At 74.8% G+C, this 21582-nt stretch carries 19 protein-coding genes; 11 read left to right on the forward strand and 8 right to left on the reverse strand.

Annotated elements, in window-relative coordinates:
• Positions 1-185: 185 nt before the first annotated feature.
• Complete coding sequence (locus DMP17_RS26730; RefSeq protein WP_337830942.1) at positions 186-671, forward strand: SdpI family protein; 486 nt, start codon at positions 186-188, stop codon at positions 669-671.
• A gap of 53 nt (positions 672-724) precedes the next feature.
• Here the strand turns inward: DMP17_RS26730 and DMP17_RS26735 are convergent, their stop codons facing one another.
• The 4 genes from DMP17_RS26735 to DMP17_RS26750 all read right to left on the reverse strand — a co-directional run bounded on the left by DMP17_RS26735 (position 725) and on the right by DMP17_RS26750 (position 4531).
• Positions 725-1234: a DUF427 domain-containing protein gene (locus DMP17_RS26735; RefSeq protein WP_337830943.1), complete on the reverse strand. Its 510-nt coding sequence runs from the start codon at positions 1232-1234 to the stop codon at positions 725-727.
• A gap of 19 nt (positions 1235-1253) precedes the next feature.
• Entirely contained in the window at positions 1254-2252 is a 999-nt protein-coding gene (locus DMP17_RS26740; RefSeq protein ID WP_337830944.1) for an ABC transporter substrate-binding protein, read from the reverse strand.
• A gap of 56 nt (positions 2253-2308) precedes the next feature.
• Positions 2309-2905: a YqgE/AlgH family protein gene (locus tag DMP17_RS26745; protein WP_073573695.1), complete on the reverse strand. Its 597-nt coding sequence runs from the start codon at positions 2903-2905 to the stop codon at positions 2309-2311.
• A 141-nt stretch (positions 2906-3046) separates the two neighbouring features.
• Complete coding sequence (locus tag DMP17_RS26750; protein ID WP_374228798.1) at positions 3047-4531, reverse strand: CCA tRNA nucleotidyltransferase; 1485 nt, start codon at positions 4529-4531, stop codon at positions 3047-3049.
• Between the two features lie 196 nt (positions 4532-4727).
• Between DMP17_RS26750 and DMP17_RS26755 the strand changes: the two genes are divergently transcribed.
• The 8 genes from DMP17_RS26755 (at position 4728) to DMP17_RS26790 (ending at position 13734) form a co-directional block, all read left to right on the forward strand.
• The gene (locus DMP17_RS26755) at positions 4728-5276 is read left to right on the forward strand and encodes an NUDIX hydrolase (RefSeq protein WP_202417219.1); all 549 of its coding nucleotides are present in this window, start codon (positions 4728-4730) and stop codon (positions 5274-5276) included.
• Positions 5273-7555 (forward strand): DUF6049 family protein, encoded by a 2283-nt coding sequence (locus DMP17_RS26760; protein WP_337830945.1) that lies wholly within the window; start codon positions 5273-5275, stop codon positions 7553-7555. The genes DMP17_RS26755 and DMP17_RS26760 overlap by 4 nt, the downstream gene beginning before the upstream one ends.
• Before the next feature lie 231 nt (positions 7556-7786).
• Entirely contained in the window at positions 7787-9550 is a 1764-nt protein-coding gene (locus tag DMP17_RS26765; protein WP_337830946.1) for a protein kinase family protein, read from the forward strand.
• 78 nt (positions 9551-9628) lie between these two features.
• Positions 9629-10141, forward strand: a complete 513-nt coding sequence (locus DMP17_RS26770; RefSeq protein WP_073573699.1) for a sigma-70 family RNA polymerase sigma factor — start codon at positions 9629-9631, stop codon at positions 10139-10141.
• Positions 10138-10788 (forward strand): hypothetical protein, encoded by a 651-nt coding sequence (locus tag DMP17_RS26775; RefSeq protein WP_337830947.1) that lies wholly within the window; start codon positions 10138-10140, stop codon positions 10786-10788. Before DMP17_RS26770 ends, DMP17_RS26775 begins: the two co-directional genes overlap by 4 nt.
• A gap of 192 nt (positions 10789-10980) precedes the next feature.
• Positions 10981-11994, forward strand: a complete 1014-nt coding sequence (gene trxB / locus DMP17_RS26780; RefSeq protein ID WP_073573701.1) for a thioredoxin-disulfide reductase — start codon at positions 10981-10983, stop codon at positions 11992-11994.
• Positions 11995-12044: 50 nt separating this feature from the next.
• On the forward strand, positions 12045-12371 hold the full coding sequence (gene trxA, locus DMP17_RS26785; protein ID WP_020622767.1) for a thioredoxin: 327 nt from the start codon (positions 12045-12047) through the stop codon (positions 12369-12371).
• Between the two features lie 202 nt (positions 12372-12573).
• The gene (locus tag DMP17_RS26790; protein ID WP_073573702.1) at positions 12574-13734 is read left to right on the forward strand and encodes an N-acetylmuramoyl-L-alanine amidase; all 1161 of its coding nucleotides are present in this window, start codon (positions 12574-12576) and stop codon (positions 13732-13734) included.
• An 86-nt stretch (positions 13735-13820) separates the two neighbouring features.
• Here DMP17_RS26790 and DMP17_RS26795 read toward each other — a convergent pair whose 3' ends face one another.
• Complete coding sequence (locus tag DMP17_RS26795) at positions 13821-14510, reverse strand: GNAT family N-acetyltransferase (protein ID WP_224401046.1); 690 nt, start codon at positions 14508-14510, stop codon at positions 13821-13823.
• A 272-nt stretch (positions 14511-14782) separates the two neighbouring features.
• Here DMP17_RS26795 and DMP17_RS26800 point away from each other — a divergent pair, with 272 nt between their 5' ends.
• Together DMP17_RS26800 and DMP17_RS26805 are read left to right on the forward strand one after the other, a co-directional pair.
• On the forward strand, positions 14783-16153 hold the full coding sequence (locus DMP17_RS26800) for an aminotransferase-like domain-containing protein (RefSeq protein ID WP_337830948.1): 1371 nt from the start codon (positions 14783-14785) through the stop codon (positions 16151-16153).
• A gap of 89 nt (positions 16154-16242) precedes the next feature.
• Positions 16243-17193, forward strand: a complete 951-nt coding sequence (locus DMP17_RS26805) for a D-alanine--D-alanine ligase family protein (protein ID WP_337830949.1) — start codon at positions 16243-16245, stop codon at positions 17191-17193.
• Between the two features lie 46 nt (positions 17194-17239).
• Here the strand turns inward: DMP17_RS26805 and DMP17_RS26810 are convergent, their stop codons facing one another.
• The 3 genes from DMP17_RS26810 to DMP17_RS26820 form a co-directional block, all read right to left on the reverse strand.
• On the reverse strand, positions 17240-18178 hold the full coding sequence (locus DMP17_RS26810) for an aminoglycoside phosphotransferase family protein (RefSeq protein ID WP_337830950.1): 939 nt from the start codon (positions 18176-18178) through the stop codon (positions 17240-17242).
• 1514 nt (positions 18179-19692) lie between these two features.
• Positions 19693-20664: a ParB/RepB/Spo0J family partition protein gene (locus DMP17_RS26815; protein ID WP_226354456.1), complete on the reverse strand. Its 972-nt coding sequence runs from the start codon at positions 20662-20664 to the stop codon at positions 19693-19695.
• A 1-nt stretch (position 20665) separates the two neighbouring features.
• Positions 20666-21559, reverse strand: coding sequence for a ParA family protein (locus tag DMP17_RS26820; RefSeq protein ID WP_060713924.1), 894 nt, complete (start codon positions 21557-21559; stop codon positions 20666-20668).
• Positions 21560-21582: the final 23 nt, after the last annotated feature.

The raw sequence follows: 21582 nt of genomic DNA on the forward strand, positions 1-21582 counted from the left end.
CTCGGGGCCCGGAACACGTCGCGGCCCCTCGTGCGCATCACGCAGGAGGGCGCATCACGCAGGAGGGGCCGTCGCGGCGCCGTGTTGTGGCTACGACGCCGCGCCGGGAAGTCGGCGGGCCGTGCACATGTGACCAGGGTAGCCGGGGCGGGCATCCCCGTTCCCCCGGGTTCTACCCTGGTCACGTGCCCACGACGCTCCGCCTGCTCCTCGCCGCCCTGCTCCTGCTGGCCGGGGTGGTCCTCGTCGTCCTCGCCGTGCTGGGGGCGACCGGCCGGCTGCCGCGCAACCGCTTCGTCGGCGTCCGCACCGCGGACAGCCTGCGGACCGCCGACGCGTTCGCGATCGCCAACCGGGTGGCCGCGCCGCCGGTCGGGGCCGCGGGGGCTATCGCCCTGGTCGGCGGGACGGTGCTGCTGTTCCTGGACCGGACCGGCGCCGCCCCGTGGGTGCTGGGTGCGATCGCGCTGGTCGGGACGGTCGTGCTCGCCGGTCTCGGTGGCGCAGTCGGGGCGCGGGCCGCGGCGGCGGCGATCGCCGCGCAGGCCGCGGCCCCGAGCTGCGGCGGGGTCTGCGCCGGCTGCGACCTGGTCGCGGGCTGCCGCGACGCGACCGGCACCGAGCCGGGCTCGGAGCCCGGGGCCCGCACCGGGCTCACCCGCGAGGCCTGACCTGCGAGGCCCGACCTGCGGGGCCTGATCCCCGGGACCCGACCCCGGGCGGGCTACCAGCCGCGGGAGCCCGGCCCGCCCTTGAACGGGCCGACGACCTCGTCGGTGACCCAGCCGCCGTAGAACCCGCCGGGCTGCGGGCGGACCGTCTCCCCGTCGAGGGTGATCCGCTCGAACGGCGCCACGTAGACCGCGACCCGGTCGGTCAGCTCCGGGTAGCGCGCGTCCGGCCGCGGGTACCACCAGGCGACGTCGGTCAGCGGCGGCACGCCGCGGACGCGCACGTCGCAGTAGTGGGCGACGCCCTTCCACTCGCAGAACGTGCGCTGCTCACCGGGCACCAGCACGCCCTCGGTGAAGGCGGTGCGGGGCAGGTACCAGGTCGGCGGGTGGCTGGTCTCCAGCACCCGGACCAGGTCGTCCGACGCGGCGACGAGCGTCCCGCCGTGCCACAGCTTCGCGTGCCGGGGCACCCGCTCGGCCCGGGGCGGGCGCGGGTAGTCCCACACCGACTCCTGCCCGGGGCCGACGGGATCGGGCTGGGGACGACGGTCGAACAGCACGACCCCCACGGTAGGCCGGTCAGCGGTCCCCGAGCACGGTCGCGGCGAACTCGCGCTGCGCGGCACCGGCCGTGGCGTGGTCGAACACGTCGTAGCCGACGACCGGGAAGACACGTCCGGCGCGGGCGGCGGGGAGCCGGGTGAACAGCGGATGGGCCAGCACCGCGTCGACCGCGGGGAAGGTGCCCCCGTCCGGGCGGACCGGGTGGAGGATGTCGGTCGCGTCGCCGAGCCTGCCGAGCGCCTCGATCCCGATGGTGGTGAACGAGCCGTCGCCCGGCGCGGACGGGAAGTCGGCCAGCCGGACCCCGAACGCGGTCAGGATCGAGCAGTACGGGTTGTCGGCGTGCAGCACCGAGAACTCGCCGACCGTCCCGCCGAAGGTGATCGGGGCGATCCGGCGCCCGGCCAGTGCGGCGGCGTGCCGGGTGCGGAGCTCGTCGACGCCGGCGGCGTAGCGGGCCCGGGCGTCGACGAGGGTGTCCCCGGCGCCGACCGCGACGGCCACCTGCTCGGCGACGGTCAGCCAGTCGCCGTTGTCCAGGGGCGCGAACAGCGCGGTCGGCGCGATCCCGGACAGGACGCGCCACAGGTCCTCGTCGGCGTAGTCGGCCTCGCCCAGGATGACGTCCGGGCGGGCCGCGGCGATCCGCTCCGGCTCCGGGGTCACGACCGTCCCGACGGTGGGCAGCCCCTCCAGGAACGTCTTCTGGTCCGCGGTCAGCGCCGCGCGGCTGGGGGTGTAGTCCGCGACGGCGACCGGGCGCTTCCCGAGGGCCTGCATCTGGAACGGCGTGTAGTAGCCGACGCACGCGACCCGCGCGGGGTCCGCGGGCACCGCGACCTCGCCGTAGGCGGTCCGCAGCGTGCGGGTGGCCGTCCCGGCCGGTCCGCCGCCGGTGACGGGGGAGCAGCCGGTCAGCAGGCCGAGGCCGCCGAGCAGGGCCCCGCCGAGCAGCGTGCGCCGGTCGACGGCGCCGCGGGACGCGGACGAGACGGTGCGGGGGACGACGACCACGGGAACCTCCTGGATAAGGGTAGGCTCACCATAGGCCACGCACCGCTCGCGGGGACTCAGTTCCAGGCGGGATCACGCGGGAACGTGGCGAGCAGCGCCAGTGGGACGCCCTGGCGACGGAGCACCCGTTCCCACAGCTGGTCGTAGACGGTGGTCAGCAGGTCGTCGGGCAGTCCGGGGACGACGTACCAGTCGCCCCGGGCGATCTCGCCGCCCAGCTGGCCCGCGTCCCAGCCGGAGTACCCGGCGAAGATCCGCAGGCCGCGCAGCCGCTGCGCGAGCGGAGCCGGGTCGGAGTCGAGGTCGACCAGCTGCACCGGCGGCCGGACCGGCATCAGCCCGCCGAGCCCGCGGCCGGTCTCCCCGGTCCGCAGGGCGGCCAGGCAGAGCGCGGTGCGCGCCTCCACCGGACCGCCGACGAACATGGTCCCGGGGTCGCTGGTGAGCCCGGCCCACCGCGGGAGCACGTCCCGTACGGCCGCCTGGCCCGGCCGGTTGAGCACGACCCCGAGGCTGCCCTGCGGACGGTGCTCGATCATGTAGACGACCGTCCGCGAGAAGTTCGGGTCGCCCAGACCGGGGGCGGCGACGAGCAGACTCCCCGGCGTGACCGGGGGAAGAGCGGCGCCTCGCGTGGCGCGGTGTTCCCGCACGGGTCCATGGTCGCACCTCCGGCGCGGACGCGATGCCGCCACCCGTTCGCCGCAACGCCGTACACCGGACATGATCGTCCATACGTTCGTGTAATACGAACGTTCATCGATGTGTACGTCCGTACGGGACGCACGTCCGGATCAGAGGTTCTCGGCCGCCCAGGCCCGCAGGGCGACCTCGGCCTGCTCGGCGTCCATCGGCCCCTGCTCCATCCGCAGCGCCAGCATGTGCCGGTAGGCCTTCCCGACGGCCGGACCCGGCGGGATGCCCAGCAGCTCCATGATCCGGTTGCCGTCGAGGTCGGGGCGGATCGCGTCGAGCTCCTCCTGCTTGCGCAGCTCGGCGATCCGGTCCTCCAGGCCGTCGTAGTTGCGCTGCAGGGCCGAGGCCCGGCGCCGGTTGCGGGTGGTGCAGTCCGAGCGCACCAGCCGGTGCAGGCGCTCCAGCAGCGGGCCGGCGTCGGCGACGTAGCGGCGCACGGCCGAGTCGGTCCACTCGCCCTTGCCGTAGCCGTGGAACCGCAGGTGCAGGTAGACGAGCTGGCACACGTCGTCGACCAGGGCCTTCGGGTACTTGAGCGCCCGCAGCCGCTTGCGGGTCATCTTCGCCCCGACCACCTCGTGGTGGTGGAACGAGACCCGCCCGTCCGGCTCCTTGCGCCGGGTCGCCGGCTTGCCGATGTCGTGCAGCAGCGCGGCCAGGCGCAGCGTGAGGTCCGGCCCGTCGGTCTCACGCTCGATCGCCTGCTCCATCACGACGAGCGAGTGGGTGTAGACGTCCTTGTGCTGCATGTGCTCGTCGGTCTCCAGCTGCATCGCCGGGACCTCGGGGACGACGTGCCGGGCCAGGCCGGTGTCGCAGAGCAGCTCCAGGCCGCGCCGCGGGTGGTCGCCGATCATCAGCTTGGTGAACTCGGCCTGCACCCGCTCGGCGGTGATCCGGGTCAGCTCGTCGGCCATCGCCGTCATCGCGGCGGTGACCCGCGCGGCGGGGGTGAACCCGAGCTGGGAGACGAACCGGGCGGCGCGCAGCATCCGCAGCGGGTCGTCGGAGAAGGAGCGCTCCGGGGTGTCCGGGGTGTCCAGGACGCCCTGGGCCAGCGCGGCGAACCCGCCGTGCGGGTCGACGAAGCGGCGGTGCGACCCGGTCAGCTCGACCGCCATCGCGTTGACCGTGAAGTCGCGGCGCACCAGGTCGCCCTCGACGGTGTCGCCGAAGCGGACCTCGGGGTTGCGGGAGGTGCCGTCGTAGGTGTCGGCACGGAAGGTCGTCACCTCGAGGGTCTGCCCGTCGCGGCGCAGCCCGACGGTCCCGAACGCGATCCCGGTGTCCCAGACCGCCTCGGCCCAGCCGCGCACGATCGCGAGGATCTGCTCGGGGCGGGCGTCGGTGGTGAAGTCGAGGTCCCCGGAGTCCCGGGTCGACGCGCCGGTGCCGCGCAGCACCGCGTCGCGGACGCTGCCGCCGACGAGGTAGAGCAGGTGGCCGCGGGCGGCGAAACGGGCGGCCAGCTCGTCGGCGACGGCCGGGACGTCGAGCAGTGCGACCACGGCGTTCTCCTGTGCTCGCTGCAGCTCGTCCGGGTCCGGGGCGGATCCGGCCGGAGGTCGGGTCGGCCGGGTCACCTGTCGGGCGGTGGAGGACGGGGACGACGAGGACACGACGGGCCAGTCTAGGCAACGCGCCCGGCCGGTGGGCACGGGTCCTCCGGTCGCTCCGTACCGCTCGACCGCTGATCGACGGCGGGGCGACCGGGTGACGCCACGGCCGCTGGCGGCTCGTCGACCCCCCTTCGAGCCACCTCCTCGTTACCATCGCCACATGTCCACCTCCCGCGGCCGCTCCTCGGCAGGGCGCGGCGCGGAACCCGGCCGTGAGGGCCGGAGCGCACGCGCCGGCCGTGCCGGGCGCGCCGACCGGTCCCCGGACCGCCGTCGCCGGCTGCGCACGGTGGACGAGACGTCCGCCGGTGGGCTCGTCGTGCACCCCGAGACCGGCGCCGCCGCGCTGATCGGCCGGCTGGACCGCCGGGGCCGGCTGCTGTGGTCGCTGCCCAAGGGCCACATCGAGGCCGGTGAGACCGCGGAGCAGGCCGCGGTGCGCGAGGTGCAGGAGGAGACCGGCATCATCGGTGAGGTGCTGGCTCCCCTGGGCACCATCGACTTCTGGTTCGTCGCCGAGGACCGGCGCGTCCACAAGACGGTCCACCACTACCTGATGCGCGCGCTCGGCGGAGAGCTCTGCGACGAGGACGTCGAGGTCTCCGAGGTGGCGTGGGTGCCGCTCGACGAGCTCGAGGGCCGCCTCGCCTACGCCGACGAGCGCCGGCTGATCCGGCATGCGGCCAACCTGCTGGAGGAGACGGCGTGAGCCGGGTCGCGGCCCTGGTCGCGATCGTGCTCACCGCGGTGGTGGCGCTGTTCCTGCCCGCGGCGTTCCCGGCGGGCGCCCCGCAGGCCGCCGCCCGGGACCGCCCGGCGCAGCAGCCGGCCCAGCAGCCCGTCGCCCCGGTCCGGCTCGACGTCGGCACGATGACCCCGCGGGTGGTGACGTCGGCGGGGCCGGGCGAGCTGGTCGTCACCGGGACCGTCACCAACACCGGACCGGGGATCGTCGACGACCTGGCCGTCCGGGTGCAGCGCGGGCCGGTGCTCGCCGGCGAGGCGGGGCTGCGGACCGCGCTGGCCGGGGAGGCCGCGGTCGACGACGCGACGCCGCCGTTCGCCGACCTCGGTCCGCTCGCGCCGGGCGCGTCGGTCCCGTTCCGCTACGCCGTCCCGCTCACCGGGCCCCCGCAGTCGACGCTGGCGCTGCCCGGCCCGGGCACCTACCCGCTGCTGGTGAACCTCAACGGGACCGTCGACGGCACGCCGTCGCGGCTGGCCGGGGTCCGCACGATGCTGCCGGTGTCGTCGCTGCCGGGGGCCGCGCCGCCGTCGTCGCCGGTGGCCGCCGCGCCGGTCACGATGCTCTACCCGATCACCGACGCCCCGCGCCGGGTCCCGCCGCTGCCCGGCGAGCCGCCGCTGCTGACCGACGACGACCTCGCGACCTCCTTCGCCGACGGCGGCCGGCTGCGCGGCCTGGTCGAGGCGCTGGGCTCGGCCGCGCCCGCCGGGTCCCCGACCCGGGCCGCGCTCTGCCTGGCGATCGACCCCGAGCTCGTCGCCACCGCGGCCGCCATGCGCGACGGCTACGGCGTCGTCACCGGCCCCGACGAGTCCGTGCCCGGCCGCGGCGCGGAGGCGGCGGGCCAGTGGCTCGCGGCGCTGACCGCCGCCGCGCGCGGGACCTGCGTGATCGCGCTGCCGCCGTCGGACGCCGACCTGGTCGCCCTGGTCCGCGGCGGCCAGGCCGACCTCGCCCGGACCGCGCTGGACCGCGGCCGCCGGACCCTGTCCACCGAGCTGGGGACCACGGTCCTCGACGGCGTCGTGTGGCCCGCCGACGGCGTCGTCGACGAGGCGACGCTGGACGCCCTCGGCGGCGGGACCCGGCTGCTGCTCTCCGCCGACGGGGTGACCGGCACGGCGGCCTCCGGCCGGGTGCGCGTGGGCGGCTCCGACGGCACCGGCCGCGACGGCGACGACTCCGCGCTGCTCACCGACCCGCTGCTCACCGAGGCCGCGAGCGGACCCGCGGGCGTCGAGGTGCAGCAGGGCGACGTGGGCGGGCTCGCCGGCCAGGACCTCGCCGGGGCGCTCGCGTTCCGGGCCGGGGACGCCGGCGGCCCGCTGGTCGTCGCGCCGCCGCACCGCTGGGCCGCGGACGGGCCGGCCGCCGCCGGGGTGCTGACCGCCCTGACCTCGCTGATCGACGACGGCCGGATCGCCCCGACCGGCCTGTCCACCCTCATCGGCGGCGACGTGCAGGCGGGCGGGACGCAGCTGTTCTACCCGCCGCAGGCCGGTGGCGCGGAGATCCCGGGGACGGTCGTGTCCGGGGTGGCCGACCAGGTCCGGACGATCGAGGCGCTGCGGGCCGCGGCCGAGGCCCGCACCGGGGTCGGGGCCAGCCCCGCCGACGTGTTCGACCCGCTGGTGACCGGCACGCTGCGGGCGGTGTCGTCGTGGTGGCGGGGCGACCCGGCCCGCGCCGAGCGGGAGGAGACCGTCGTCGCCGACCGGATCGCCGAGATCCGCGCGTCGGTGCGTGTGGTGGAGCCGCCCAGCCCGTACTCGCTCGGGACCAGCGACGCACCGCTGCTGATCACCGTCGCCAACGGGCTGCCGGTGACGATGAACGTGCGGGTGGTGCTGTCGAGCACCACCGGGCTGCGGGTCGCCCCGATCGAGGTGCAGGCGGTCCCGCCGCGCGGCCGCGTCCAGGTGCGGGTCAGCGCCCAGGTCACCCGCTCCGGGGTGTTCAGCGTCGACGCGGGTCTGCTCACCCCCGACGGCGTCGCGCTCGGCCCGGACACCCGGCTACGGGTGCGGTCGACCGTCTACGGGACGGTCACGGTCTGGCTGACCGCGATCGCCGGCGGTGTCCTGGTGGTCCTGGTGGTCCGGCGGGTGCTGCGCCGGCTGCGTCCGGCCGCCGCACCCGGCCCGTCCGGTGGCCCCGGCGCCGGTCCCGGGCCCGACACGCCCCCGGACGTCCCCGTGCCACCGGGACCGGCGCCGTCCGGACGCGCCCACGGCTCCTGAGCCCGGGGGAGACAAGGAACACCGCCGTCGTTCGCCGTCCGGTATTGACCGCTCGTCGCAGCACAGGTGCTTCCCGGCGAATCCGGAGGGCCGGGAGGCAAACCGATCGGCCCCCGTCTCCGAAGACAGGGGAGACGGGTCCGGGGGCGTGTTCTCGGCTCGTCCACATCCGACCGAGTGCCGTAGGCTGACGCCGGACACGACACCGAGCGCCAGGGGAGGGCGAGGCCGTTGAGCGGGCAGATCGGCGAGCGCACTGCCCGGACCGGCCCCCACCCCGTCGAGGACGACGCGGCCCCCCGTCCGCACCCGTCGCTCGACCCCACCGACGCCACGGCGACCGCCGACGCGCCCGGGACCGCCGGGGTACCCGCCGACGAGCAGCCGACGGCCGCCGTGCCCGCGGTGCCGGCCCAGGCCCGGCCCACCGAGCGCATCCCGCCCGTCCGCGAGACCGCGGGCACCACCGCGGGCTCGCCGCTCACCGAGCGCTACGTGCTCCGCCAGCGCATCGGGTCCGACCCGGCCGCCGGGGCGGAGTTCTGGCGCGCCGAGGACACCGTGCTGCGCCGCCCGGTCGGCGTCACGCTGCTGCGCAGGCTCCCCGCCGACGACCGGTCCGACGACCCGGAGGGTACCGCCCGCGCCGGCGAGATGATCGTGCGTGCCCTGCGCTCGGGCTGCTTCGAGCACTCCGGCAGCGCCCGGCTGCTCGACGTACTGGCCCCGGGCACGCACGGCCTGCCGGCCGACGTGCTGGGCGCCGCCGTCGCCGAATGGGTGCCCGGACGTTCGCTGGCCGAGACCGTCGCCGAGGGCCCGGTCCGCGCGCAGCGGGCCGCCAAGGCCGTCGAGACCCTGTCGGCCGCCGCCACCGAGGCCCACCAGCAGGGCCTGGTGCTCGGCTGCGACCACCCGCAGCGGGTCCGGATCACCCCGGACGGCCGCGCCATGCTCGCCTTCCTGCTCCCGCGCCCGTCGGTGTCCGCCGCCGACGACGTCCGCGGGCTCGGCGGGATCCTCTACTGCCTGCTCACCCGGCGCTGGCCGCTGTCGGTGTCCGACGCCGCCCGCGCCGGGCTCGTCGCCGCCGACCGCACGCCCGCGGGCCGGCTGCGGCCCGCGTCGCAGCTGCGGCCCGGTGTGCCGCTGGAGCTGGACACGCTGTGCAGCGGCGCGCTCGGCCAGGGCGACGGCGTCAGCCGGGTGCACACCGCCGCGGCGATGCACCGGATGCTGGCCGACGTCGTCGCCGAGGACGCCGACCAGGCCTTCTTCCCGCCGGTGCACGACGGCGCCCCCGCCGAGCCCGACGACGTGTGGCAGGACTCCGACCGGCTGCCCGACACCCGCAACGACCCCCGGCGCCGCCGCAACCTGCGGATCGGTCTCGGGGTGCTCGCCGTCGGTGTGCTGATCGTGCTCGGGTACGTCGCCGTGCAGCTGGGCATGCTGTTCGGTGGCGGCGGCGCCCCGCCGGTGGTCATCCCGCCCGCGGCGAGCGCCCCGGTGCAGCAGCAGGTACCCGCCGCGCAGGCCCCGGCCGCGTCGTCCGGGACGGGTGCCGCGGTGCCGGACGTGTCGGCGACGGTGTTCGACCCGGTCGGCGACGCGGACAACGCCGGCACGGTCGGCAACGTCGTCGACGGCGACCCCTCCACCGTGTGGACGACGAGCCGCTACTTCCAGCCCTTCCCGGCGCTCAAGCCCGGGATCGGTGTGCTGGCCTCGTTCGACGCCGCCGAGCCGCTCACCGGGCTCACCATCGACTCGCCGACCGCGGGCGCGGTCGTGGAGGTCCGCTCGGCCCCGTCGGCCGAGCCGACGCTGGCGGAGACGACGCTGCTCGACACCGTCACCCTGTCCTCGGGACGGACGACGGTCGGGCTCGACCCGGGCCGCCCCACCCAGCACGTGCTCCTGTGGATCACGAACCTCGGGCCGAACAACCAGACCCAGATCGACGACATCGGGTTCCGCCGCACCGCACCCTGAGCCGCCCCCGTTCGCGATCGCGACGGACCGGCCCGGCAACGCCCGTGGGCACCCCCCTGCGCTGCCTACCGTGCGCGGGTGACGACCGTCGACCGGATCCCGGACCGGGCCCCGCCCGACCTGGACGAGATGTTCCGGAGGTACGCCGACCGGCTCTGGTCGGTGGCCCTGCGGATGCTCGGCGACCGGACCGAGGCCGAGGACGCGGTGCAGGAGGCGTTCCTGTCCGCGCTCCGCTCGCCCGGGTTCCGCGGTGACGCCGCGACGGGGACGTGGCTGCACCGGATCCTCGTGAACGACTGCGTCGACCGGCTCCGCGCGGCCGGGCGGCGACGGGACCGGTTGCGGGCCCTGGAGACGGTCGTCGCGGCCCGGGACCACGCGGGCGGGCTCGTGGTGCGGCTCGCCGTCTCCGACGCGCTGGCCCTGCTGCCCGTGGACCAGCGGGCCGCGCTGGTGCTCGTGGACGGGCTCGGCTACGGCGTCGCGGAGGCGGCGGAAATGCTGGCGGTGGCGCCGGGGACGGTGAAGAGCCGCCGGGCCCGTGCGCGGGCCCGGCTGGCCCCCGTACTGCGGGAGGACGAGGGATGAGCAGTTCTCACCGACCCGACGACAACTCGTTGAACGTCACTCGTCGGAACGACGACAACCCCCGGACACCTGCATCGTGTCATGTCGACGAGGAACAGTTCGCCGAGGTCGGGGCGCGGGTGGCCCGGGAGCTCGGTCCGGTGGCGATGCCGGACGACGTGGCGGCGCGGATGCGGGCGCGGCTCGCCGCGGAGGTGGCGCGAGCGGCTCCCGGACCGGAGCGGGGCGGGACTCCGGCGGCCGACGGCCCGCCGCCGGGCCGCCGCACCCCGTGGCGCGCGCTCGCCCTCGCCGCGGCGGCACTCGTCGTCGCCGGGATCGGGGTCGCCGCCCTCGTGCCCACCGCACCGGTCGTCGTCCCGGTCGCCGGGACCGCCCCGGAGGAGCTCCGGTCCGCCGCCGCCGGCGCGGACGTCCCCGTCGGCGCGCTCGACGACCCCGCCCGGGTCCGCGCCTGCCTCAGCGCGGCCGGCGACCCGCGACCGGACGCTCCGTTCCTGACGGCCCGCCCGCACTCCGTCGACGGCCGCCCGGCGGTCCTGCTCGTCCTCGGCGGGCCGGAACGGGGCCGCTACCGCCTCGTCGTCGTACCGCCGGACTGCGGGCCGGGCACCGCGCGGGTGCTCGCCGAGACCACCACCGGCTGACTCGGCCGGGCACCGGCGACGCCCGGGTCACGCGGCCCACGTCCCACGGCACCGACGAGCGGGAATGCCCCTGTCTAGGATCGCGTTCGAGCCATACGGCAGCCACGACGCAGGAGCCGGCCACCCGGGCCGGCACCCGCAGGCCCCGTCATCGCGCCCGTCGCCCGGGCGCGCCAGGAGGGATCGGTACCGGTGACCACCGACGACACGGTGCACAACCTGATCATCATCGGGTCCGGGCCGGCCGGCTACACCGCTGCGGTGTACGCCGCACGGGCCCAGCTCGCCCCGCTCGTGTTCGAGGGCAGCCAGTTCGGCGGCGCCCTGATGACCACGACCGAGGTGGAGAACTACCCGGGCTTCACCGAGGGGATCATGGGCCCCGAGCTCATGCAGCAGATGCGCGGCCAGGCGGAGCGCTTCGGCGCGGACCTGCGCCCGCAGGACGTCGACGAGGTGAAGCTCGACGGCGACGTCAAGGAGGTGCGGGTCGGCAAGGAGACCTTCCGGGCCCGCGCCGTGATCCTCGCGATGGGTGCCGCCCCGCGCTACCTGCACGTCCCCGGCGAGCAGGAGCTCCTCGGCCGCGGCGTCAGCTCGTGCGCCACCTGCGACGGCTTCTTCTTCCGCGACCAGAACATCGCCGTCATCGGCGGCGGCGACTCGGCTATGGAGGAGGCCACGTTCCTCACCCGCTTCGCCGAGACCGTCACGGTCATCCACCGTCGCGACGAGTTCCGCGCCTCGAAGATCATGTACGAGCGGGCGCAGAACGACCCGAAGATGCGCTGGCGCACCAACTCCGAGGTCACCGAGGTGACCGGCGAGGGCTCGGTGAAGCAGCTGCAGCTGCGCGACACCGTGACCGGTGAGACCAGCACGCTCGACGTGACCGGCATGTTCGTCGCGATCGGCCACGACCCGCGCAGCGCGCTGGTGGCGGGCCAGGTCGACGTCGACGACGAGGGCTACGTGCAGGTGGACGGACGTACCACCTACACGAACGTCCCGGGCGTCTTCGCCTGTGGCGACCTCGTCGACCACACCTACCGCCAGGCGATCACCGCCGCGGGCTCCGGCTGCTCGGCCGCGATCGACGCCGAGCGCTGGCTGGCCGGCCACGAGGTCAGCTCCGAGCTGGCCGGCGGCGGCTACGGCTCGGAGGAGACCGCCCCGGCGGCCGCCGTCGCCGACGCCGCGCACTGACCGCCCACCGGCACCCGACAGACCCGCATCCGCGACCGAAGGAGAACCCCATGGGCAACAACACCGTCGACGTCACCAGCAGCTCGTTCGACCAGGACGTCCTGAAGAGCGACAAGCCCGTCCTGGTCGACTTCTGGGCCACCTGGTGCGGCCCGTGCAAGATGGTCGCCCCGGTGCTCGACGAGATCGCCGGCGAGAACTCCGAGAAGCTGACCGTCGCCAAGCTCGACATCGACGCCAACCCGGAGGTCGCCCGCGACTACCAGGTCATGTCGGTCCCCACGATGATCCTGTTCTCCGGCGGCAAGCCGGTGAAGCAGATCGTGGGCGCGAAGCCGAAGGCGGCGCTCCTCGCCGATCTTGCCGACCACATCTGATCACTGTCCGTGCGCTGCATAGCGCACGGAGATAACGCTGCGTGTCCCGGTTGATCACAACCGGGACACGCGCGTATCCGCCCCGCTGCACTCCTCCGGGGGCGGGGCAGGGCACAATGAGTCCGGCACGCGTCCGGTCACCGGGCGAAACCGACCGATCACGGGCGTCGCACGGCGCCTCACGACTGCGAGCGAGGGGTGCATGCAGCTGCTCCGGCGCGGGGACTGCGGTCCGGCCGTACGCGAGATCCGGACGACGCTGGGACAGCTCGGTCTGCTCCCGGCGGTTCCGCCGGGCTCGCGCGCCCAGGACATGTTCGACGACGGCGTGGACCGCGCCGTCCGCATGTTCCAGCAGGGCCGTGGCCTGATCACCGACGGCATCGTCGGCCCGGACACCGCCCGTGCGCTGCGGGAGGCGGGCTGGAGCCTGGGCGACCGGATGCTGTCGTTCACGCTCTCCACCCCCACCACCGGCGACGACGTCGCCCACCTGCAGGAACGCCTGCTCGAGCTCGGGTACAACCCGGGCCGGCCGAGCGGGCTGTTCGACCAGCAGACCGAGCAGGCCCTGATCCGCTTCCAGCGTGACTACGGCATGACCCCCGACGGTGTCTGCGGCCCGGAGACGCTGCGCGCGCTGCGCCAGCTCGGCCGCAAGGTCACCGGCGGGCGTCCGCACCTCATGCGCGAGCAGGAGCTGCTGCGCCGGGCCGGCCCGCGGATGCGCGGCAAGCGCATCGTCATCGACCCGGGGCACGGCGGGCACGACCGCGGTGTCGACGTCGGCGGGGTCACCGAGGCCGACCTGATGTGGGACCTCGCCCGCCGGGTCGTCGGCCGCATGTCGGCCACCGGCATGGAGGCCCTGCTCTCCCGCCCGGAGAACGGCAACCCGCCGGACACCGAGCGCGCACAGTTCGCCAACGACGTCGGCGCCGACATGGTCGTGTCGCTGCACACCGACGCGAGCTTCAGCCCGCACGCGCAGGGTCTGGCGACCTACTACTTCGGCAACGGGTCGGGCACCACGTCGAACGTCGGCGAGGCGCTCGCCGGGCTGATCCAGCGCGAGCTGCTCACCCGGACCTCGATGCTCGACTGCCGCAGCCAGACGTGCACCTGGGAGCTCGTGCGCCGGACCCGGATGCCGGCCGTCCGCGTCGAGGTCGGGTACCTGACCCACCTCGGGGACCGCCGCAAGCTGCTCGACCCGGGCTTCCGCGACGTCGTCGCCGAGGGCATTCTCGTCGCCGTCAAGCGGCTGTACCTGCTCGGACAGGACGACCAGCCCACCGGCACGTTCACCTTCAACGACGTGCTGGCCCGCGAGTACGCGAGGGACGAGATCCGGGCCGTCTGAGGCCCGTCACGACCCGCAGTGCCCCGCCCGGCCCCCTCACCCGGGGCCGGGCCACCGAGGCCGTCCACGGCCCGCTCAGAGCGCCCTCAGATCGTCCCTGCGGGCGGCACGAACGAGAGCTGGCAGGACCCCGCGCGGGCCGGTGTCGCCGTCGGGCGCGGCGCCGCGGTCTGCATCGGGATGGTCACCGTGTTGAACAGCTGTTCGAGCGCGGCCTCGACGTCGGACTTCCACTCCAGCCCCGAGCGCAGCTCCATCCGCAGCCGCGGCCAGCGGTGGTGCGGGCGGACGGTCTTGAAACCGACCGAGCGGAGGAAGTCCGCCGGGACGACGCAGTCGGACTCGGTGCCGGGACGGGCGTCGCCGAACGCCTCCACGGCCTTCACCCCGCGCCGGGTCAGGTCCTTCACGACGGCCTGGGCGAGCGCCCGGCCCAGTCCCTCGCCGGCGAACTCCGGGGCCACCTGCATCGTGGTCAGTAGGACGGCGTCGGCGCTGACCGGTCCGGTCGGCATCTCGGTGGCACGGGGGACCGACGCCGGCGGCGCGAACAGCACGTACCCGGCGGGGGCACCGCCGACGTAGACGACCCGGCCGCAGGAGCCCCACTCGAGGAGCACCTCCGACAGCCAGGCCTCCTTCTCCAGGTCGGTCGTGCCGTACCCCTCGGCCTGGTCGGCGAGCTGGGGCGAGAGCTCCCAGTAGACGCAGTTCCGACACCGCTTCGGCAGATCGCCGAGGTTGTCGAGGTTGAGCGCGGCAACGTGCCAGGACACGGAATCCGACCTCCGGATGTCGTCGTCGCGCGATGCACGCGCTGCTGCGCGGCCCGGCCCGTCCGGGGCGTGGTCCCGACCCCGGCGCCGGAGCAGCCGTCCCCCTGGCCGCCCCCGGGTCCGGTGACCCCGCGCAGCCCGAGACTAGGTGGATTCTCGCGATCCCGTCACCCCGAGAGGGCCCACCGGTACGAACGTCACGACGAAGGGCGGGCCGATCACCCGTCGCGGTTACACTCGGCGAGCCTTTTCCCCTCGCAGAGGAGCACGCGATGACCCTGCCCGACCGCCCGCAGCAGCCCGACGTCCGCCGTTCCGCGGCCGCGGTGGCCGCGCAGGCAGCGGCGGCAGGGGAGGGGGCCGTGGTCCCGCTCGCCCCCACCGAGCGCTTCGCGACCCGCACCGCCGGGATGACGGCGTCGGAGATCCGGGCGCTGTTCGCCGTCGCGAGCCGTCCCGAGGTCGTCTCGCTGGCCGGTGGCATGCCGAACCTGGCGGCGCTGCCGCTGCAGTCCCTCGCCCGTGAGGTGGCCGAGCTCGTCGACGTGGACGGCATGTCCGCGCTGCAGTACGGCTCCGCCCAGGGTGTCCCGCAGCTGCGCGAGCAGATCTGCGAGGTCATGCGGGAGGAGGGCATCGAGGCCGATCCGAACGACGTCGTCGTCACCGTCGGCTCGCAGATGGCCCTCGACCTGCTGACCCGGATCTTCGTCGACCCGGGCGATGTCGTCCTGGCCGAGGGACCGTCCTACGTCGGCGCGCTGGGCAGCTTCGCCGCCTACCAGGCGCGGGTCGTGCACGTCGCGATGGACGAGCACGGGCTGGTCCCGGAGCTGCTGCACGAGGCGCTGGAGTCGCTGGCGCGGCAGGGGATCGTCCCGAAGTTCCTGTACACGATCCCGAACTTCCACAACCCGGCCGGCGTGACGCTGGCGCACGAGCGGCGCCCGCGGATCCTGGAGCTGTGCCGTCGCTACGGCGTGATGGTCGTCGAGGACAACCCCTACGGGATGCTCGGGTTCGACGGCGAGGTGCACCCGGCGCTGCGCTCGTACGACCCGGACGTGCTGTACCTGGGGTCGTTCTCGAAGACGTTCGCATCGGGGCTGCGGGTCGGCTGGGCGCTGGTGCCGCCGCTGGTGCGGGACCGGCTGGTGCTGGCCGCGGAGTCGGCGACGCTGTGCCCGCCGTCGTTCACGCAGATGCTGGTGTCGCGCTACCTGTCGCACCACGACTGGCGCAGCCAGATCAAGACGTTCAGCGAGAACTACCGCGAGCGTCGCGACGCGATGCTCGCCGCGCTGGAGACGTACCTGCCCGAGGGCTGCACCTGGAACGTCCCCGACGGCGGGTTCTTCGTGTGGCTGACCGTGCCGGAGGGCGTCGACACGAAGGCGATGCTGCCCCGCGCGGTCACCGCGCGGGTCGCGTACGCGTCCGGTACCGGCTTCTACGCCGACGGGTTCGGCAGCCGGCAGCTGCGGCTGTCGTTCTGCTTCCCGACGCCCGAGCGCATCACCGAGGGCGTGCGGCGGCTGGCGGCGGTGCTGGAGGCCGAGATGGAGGTCGTGCGGACGTTCGGGACACCGGTCCGCCCCGAGCTGACCCGGGGCACCCAGAGCCCGTCACCGGACACGACCTGACGCCGTCCGACGACGGCGATGTTTCACGTGGAACGCCCCGGACCGGCTCCCGGTCCGGGGCGTTCCCGTTCATGGCGCAGAATGCCCGCGTGAGCGATCGAACGGTGGCCGTGCTGGCCGGAGGCCTGTCCCACGAGCGTGAGGTGTCCCTGCGATCCGGTCGTCGACTGGCGGGTGCGCTGCGCGCGAACGGTGTCGACGTCCGCGAGTGGGACGTCGACGCGCGCCTGCTGGAGCGGCTCTCGACCGACCGGCCGGACGCGGTCGCCGTCGCGCTGCACGGGGGCGAGGGGGAGAACGGTGCCGTGCAGCAGGTGCTGGAGCTGCTGGGCATCCCGTTCGTCGGGACGCCGTCCGGGGCGTGCCGGCGGGCGTGGGACAAGCCGAGCGTGAAGACCGAGCTCGTCCGCGCGGGCCTGTCGACGCCGGACTGGGTCGCGCTGCCGCACTCGACCTTCCGTGAGCTGGGCGCACAGGGCGTGCTCGGTGCGATCGTCGAGCGCCTGGGCCTGCCGCTGGTACTGAAGCCGGACCAGGGCGGCTCGGCGCTCGGTGTGCAGGTGGTCCGGAACGCGGCGGACCTGCCGGCCGCGATGGTCAGCTGCTTCGCCTACGCCGAGACGGTCCTCGTCGAGCGGTTCGTCGCCGGGACCGAGGTCGCGGTGTCGGTCGTCCACGACGGCGAGGAGCCCCGCGCGCTGCCGCCGGTGGAGGTGGAGGTGCCGTCCGGGTTCTACGACTACACGTCCCGCTACACGCCAGGTGCGGCCACGTTCCACTGCCCGGCGCGGCTGCCGTCGGACGTGCTGGACGCGCTGGCCGACACCGCCCTGGCCGCACACCGGCTGCTGGGGATGCGCGACGTGTCGCGCACCGACGCGATCGTCGACGCCGACGGTCACGTGCACGTCCTGGAGATGAACATGTCGCCGGGCCTGACCGACACCTCGCTGCTCCCGACCGCGGTGGCCGCGGACGGTTCCGACCTCGCGACGGTCTACCTGGCGCTCGTCGAGCGCGCGGCGGCCCGACAGGGCTGAGCGATGTTCCACGTGGAACCACAGTGGTGTGGTTCCACGTGGAACATCAGCCGAGCACGCCGCCGCACGGCTCGGACGCCCGCCACAGCTCCAGGAGCGGGCTCATCCCGTCCCCGAGACCTGGCTGCTGGGGGACCATCGCGAAGCAGGCGACGAGCTGCACGAGCCGGGCCGCCTCGCAGAGGGCGAGCAGCTCGGCGTCGACGGGGCGGTCGGCCGCCCGCTCGTACGCGGCGACGACCTCGGGACCGGCGAAGGTCAGGTCCCACTCGACCGGTCCGACGCAGACGTGCTCGAGGTCGGCGTCGTACGGACCGTCCGGGGTCCGCAGTACGTTGTACGCCGGCGAGTCCCCGTGCACCGGCTGCGGTCGTGTGCTGGGGAACCGGTCGGCGCAGCCCGCCTCGTCGCCGAGCACCGGGAGGATCGTCGCCCACTCCCGCAGCGCGCGGTCGCAGTCGGTGGGGGAGACGTGGGTGGTGTCGTGCCGCAGCGCGTCGAGCATCGCCGCGACGGAGTCGTCGAGTGGGTGCATCCAGTCCAGCTCGACCGGACACGGTCGCAGCGCGGCGTGCAGCTGGGCGACCGTCGCGCCGCTCGCACCGGCGTCGGGCGGGCCGTCCGGGACGACGGTCAGGCGCTCCCAGAAGGTGAGGGACAGGTCCCCGGCGGCGACGGGTCGCTCCGGGCGCGCGGGCCGGACCACGGGGTGTCCCGCGTCCGACGCCCACCGGCAGACCGCGATCTCGCGCCGCTGCTGCGCCGCCTGCGCCGCCGGGTCGAGGCCGGGCGGGAGGACGGTGGGGACACGCACCACGACCGGCTCCGGCTCCAGCGCGACGACGACCGAGAACAGGTCGTGCAGGACGCGGGGCGTGCCGGGGCGGTAGCCGTGGTCCCGCGCGGCGGACACCGCGGTGTCGACGGCGCGGTCGGTGCGAGCGGCGAGCTCGGCGTCGGTGAGCACCGGGCCATCCTGGGGCATCGCGGTGTTCCACGTGAAACACACGCACGCGACGCCGGGCCCGGATCGGTCGGGTCGGCGGGGGCGGAGCTGCTCGGTGTGCGCCCGGGTCTGTCGCAGTGGGTCGCCTTGTCCTGCCCTGCCTCGCCCGGTCCTGCACCGCCCGGTCCAGCCCTGTCCGGTCCTGCACTGTCCGGTCCGCGACCCGGTCTCGCGCCTCCGGAGTTGTGCCGACCGGCCGAGCACTCCCAGGCCGCCGGGAACTCTCGGGTTGGACGCTCCGGGCCGAACGCCGGCGGTCCGGACATCGGGCAGCCCGGCGTAGGTGGGCCGGACGCCGGTGTCTGGGTTCAACGCAACGGCACGCGCGATCGTCCCGGATGTCGGCCGCCGCACACCGGGTCGACGCACCCGGGGCGGTCGTCCCCGACACCGTCGGCGGGATGAGACGTCGACCCGGTCGCCGTGTCCGTGCGGCGCGTACCGGGTCGCGTCGCGGCGGTCCGCAGCGTGGGCGGACCACTCAGGGGTTGCGACCCCCGTCCCGGGGCTGGGCCCGTGCACCGCGGGGGAGGACCGCACCCCCCGATCGGCACCGACAGACCGGACGCGCCATCAGAGCCGGACAGTGCCACCGGGCCGGGCAGTGCCGCCAGGCCGAGCCATGCCACCGAACCGAGCCGCGCCACCCGTCCGAGCAGCACCACCGGACCGGACCGCACCATCGAGCCGAGTCGTCTCCCCGGGCCGGACGGTGCCACCGGGTCGAGCTGCGTACACCGCTACCCCGCGTCCGGAGACCGGGACCGGGACCGGGACCGGGACCGGGACCGGGACGAAGCCTGCGAACCGACTCGCACCTGCAGACCGGACCCTAGGTCGCGGGGGGACAGCAGTACCGAGACACAGCACCCCGGATCTCCCACCGGACCCTGAGCCTCCCGCAGGCCGCCTCAGCCACGACCGAGTCCGACCCTCGACCCGGAGCACTCCGGCGCCCGACACGGCCTCCCGACGATGTTCCACGTGAAACAGCGACGCCGTCCGGACCACGCCCCGGACCGACACCGGGAGAGAAGCCGCGAACCCCGGCCCCACACGGACCGCAGAACCCCGGGGCAGGACGCTCCCGTCCCACTCACCGGCCGAGCCCGATCGATGACCACTCCGCACGACCGTCACCGGGGATCCACCACGAGCCGAACCACGCGCGACCACCATCGACGCCGCCGCGTTCAGGCGGACGTACGACTGATCAGGCCGTATCCTGGCCAGTCCGCACCCGACAGAGACCGAAGAGTCAACAAAGGCGACGAATCGGGCAGTCCAACCGGCTCAGTAGCCTCACACGCCTCCTGAGACCCACCCCGGCCTCCCCATCAACCGAGCCGGTACCGGAGACCTCAGAGGCCGTCTCAGGGCGCCCTCAGAAGCCTTCCACTGCGCCACACCCCGCAGCCACCCCGGGTGCCGGACAGACCGACGGCCGCCGTCCACGGGGACGACGGCCGTCGGTGAAGGGGAGTGGTGTCCGGTCAGTCGCGCTCGCTGATCCCCATCAGCCCGGTGATCCGGTCGAGGTCCTCGACCGATCCGAACTCGACGACGATGCGGCCCTTGCGCTGACCCATCTCGACCTTCACCCGGGTGTCGAACATGTCGGCCAGCCGGTCGGCGCGCTCGACGAACTCCGGGCGCTGGTCGCCGCGACGGCGGACCCGGCGCTCCCGCGGCGGACCCTCCTGCCGCGCGAGCACGACGGCCTCCTCGGTCGCGCGGACCGACATGCCCTCCGCGACGATCCGGGTGGCGAGGTCCTCCTGCTGCCCGGCGTCCTCGAGGCCGAGCAGGGCGCGCGCGTGCCCGGCCGACAGCACGCCTGCGGCGACCCGGCGCTGCACCGACACCGGCAGCTTCAGCAGCCGGATCATGTTGGTGACGACGGGCCGGCTGCGGCCGAGCCGGTCGGCGAGCTCGGAGTGCGTGACGCCGAACTCGGCGAGCAGCTGCTCGTAGGCGGCCGCCTCCTCGAGGGGGTTGAGCTGGACGCGGTGGATGTTCTCCAGGAGCGCGTCGCGGAGCATCACGTCGTCGGCGGTGTGCCGGACGATCGCGGGCAGCGTCTCCAGCCCGGCGCGCTGGGCCGCGCGCCACCGGCGCTCGCCCATGATCAGCTCGTAGTCGACACCGGCCCGCCGGACCACGATCGGCTGCAGCAGCCCGAACTCACGGATCGAGTGCTCCAGCTCGGCGAGCTGGTCGTCGTCGAACTGGGTCCGCGGCTGCTTGGGGTTGGGCACGATCCGCCGCAGCGGGATCTCGCGGTACTCCGCGCCGCCGTCGACGACCGGGGTCTCGGGGTCGTGGTCGTCGCGCCGGACGGCCGGGGCCGGGCGGTGCAGGGGTGCGCCGGGTCCGTTGTTCCCGGGCCGGTCACCGGACTCCGACGGGCCGGTGGGGATGAGCGCGGCGAGACCGCGGCCCAGTCCACCCTTGCGCTCGGCCATCTCAGCGACCGTCCGGGCGGTAGGCGCCGCTCGCCCCGTGCTCGGCGATCTCCCGGGCCGCGTCGATGTAGCTCATCGCGCCGCGGGAGCCGGGGTCGTAGGCGAGCACGGTCTGGCTGTAGCCGGGGGCCTCGGAGACCTTCACGCTGCGCGGGATGACCGTGCGCAGCGCCGTCGGACCGAAGTGCTGGCGGACCTCGGAGGTGACCTGGTCGGCGAGCTTGGTGCGGCCGTCGTACATGGTCAGCAGGATGGTCGACACGTGCAGCGAGGTGTTCAGGTGCGACCGGACGAGGTCGATGTTGGACAGCAGCTGCCCGAGCCCCTCCAGCGCGTAGTACTCGCACTGGATCGGGATGAGCACCTCGGACGCCGCGACGAGCGCGTTGACCGTCAGCAGCCCCAGCGAGGGCGGGCAGTCGATGAGCACGTAGTCGACGTCGAGCCGGGACAGCGTCTCGTCGTTCAGCGCCTGGGCCAGCCGGGACTCCCGGGCGACCATGCTGACGAGCTCGATCTCGGCGCCGGCCAGGTCGATCGTGGCGGGCAGGCAGAGCAGGTTCGGCGACGCGGTGCTGACCGCGACGGCCTCCTCGAGGGGGATCTCGCCGAGCATCACCTCGTACACCGACGGCGTGCCGGTGCGGTGCTCGACGCCGAGCGCGGTGGACGCGTTGCCCTGCGGGTCGAGGTCGATCACCAGCACCCGGATGCCGTGCAGGGCCAGGCCCGCGGCGAGGTTGACCGTGCTGGTCGTCTTCCCGACCCCACCCTTCTGGTTCGCGACGCCCATGATGCGGCGCGCGGCCGGGCGGGGCATGCCGTGCCGGTCGGGGTGCAGGACGCGTGCGGCCCGCTCGGCCTCGTCCGCGATGGGGGTCCATCCGGCACTCATGCGCGACCCTCGCTTCCTGGACG

The sequence above is a fragment of the Pseudonocardia sp. TMWB2A genome, from assembly GCF_017312135.1.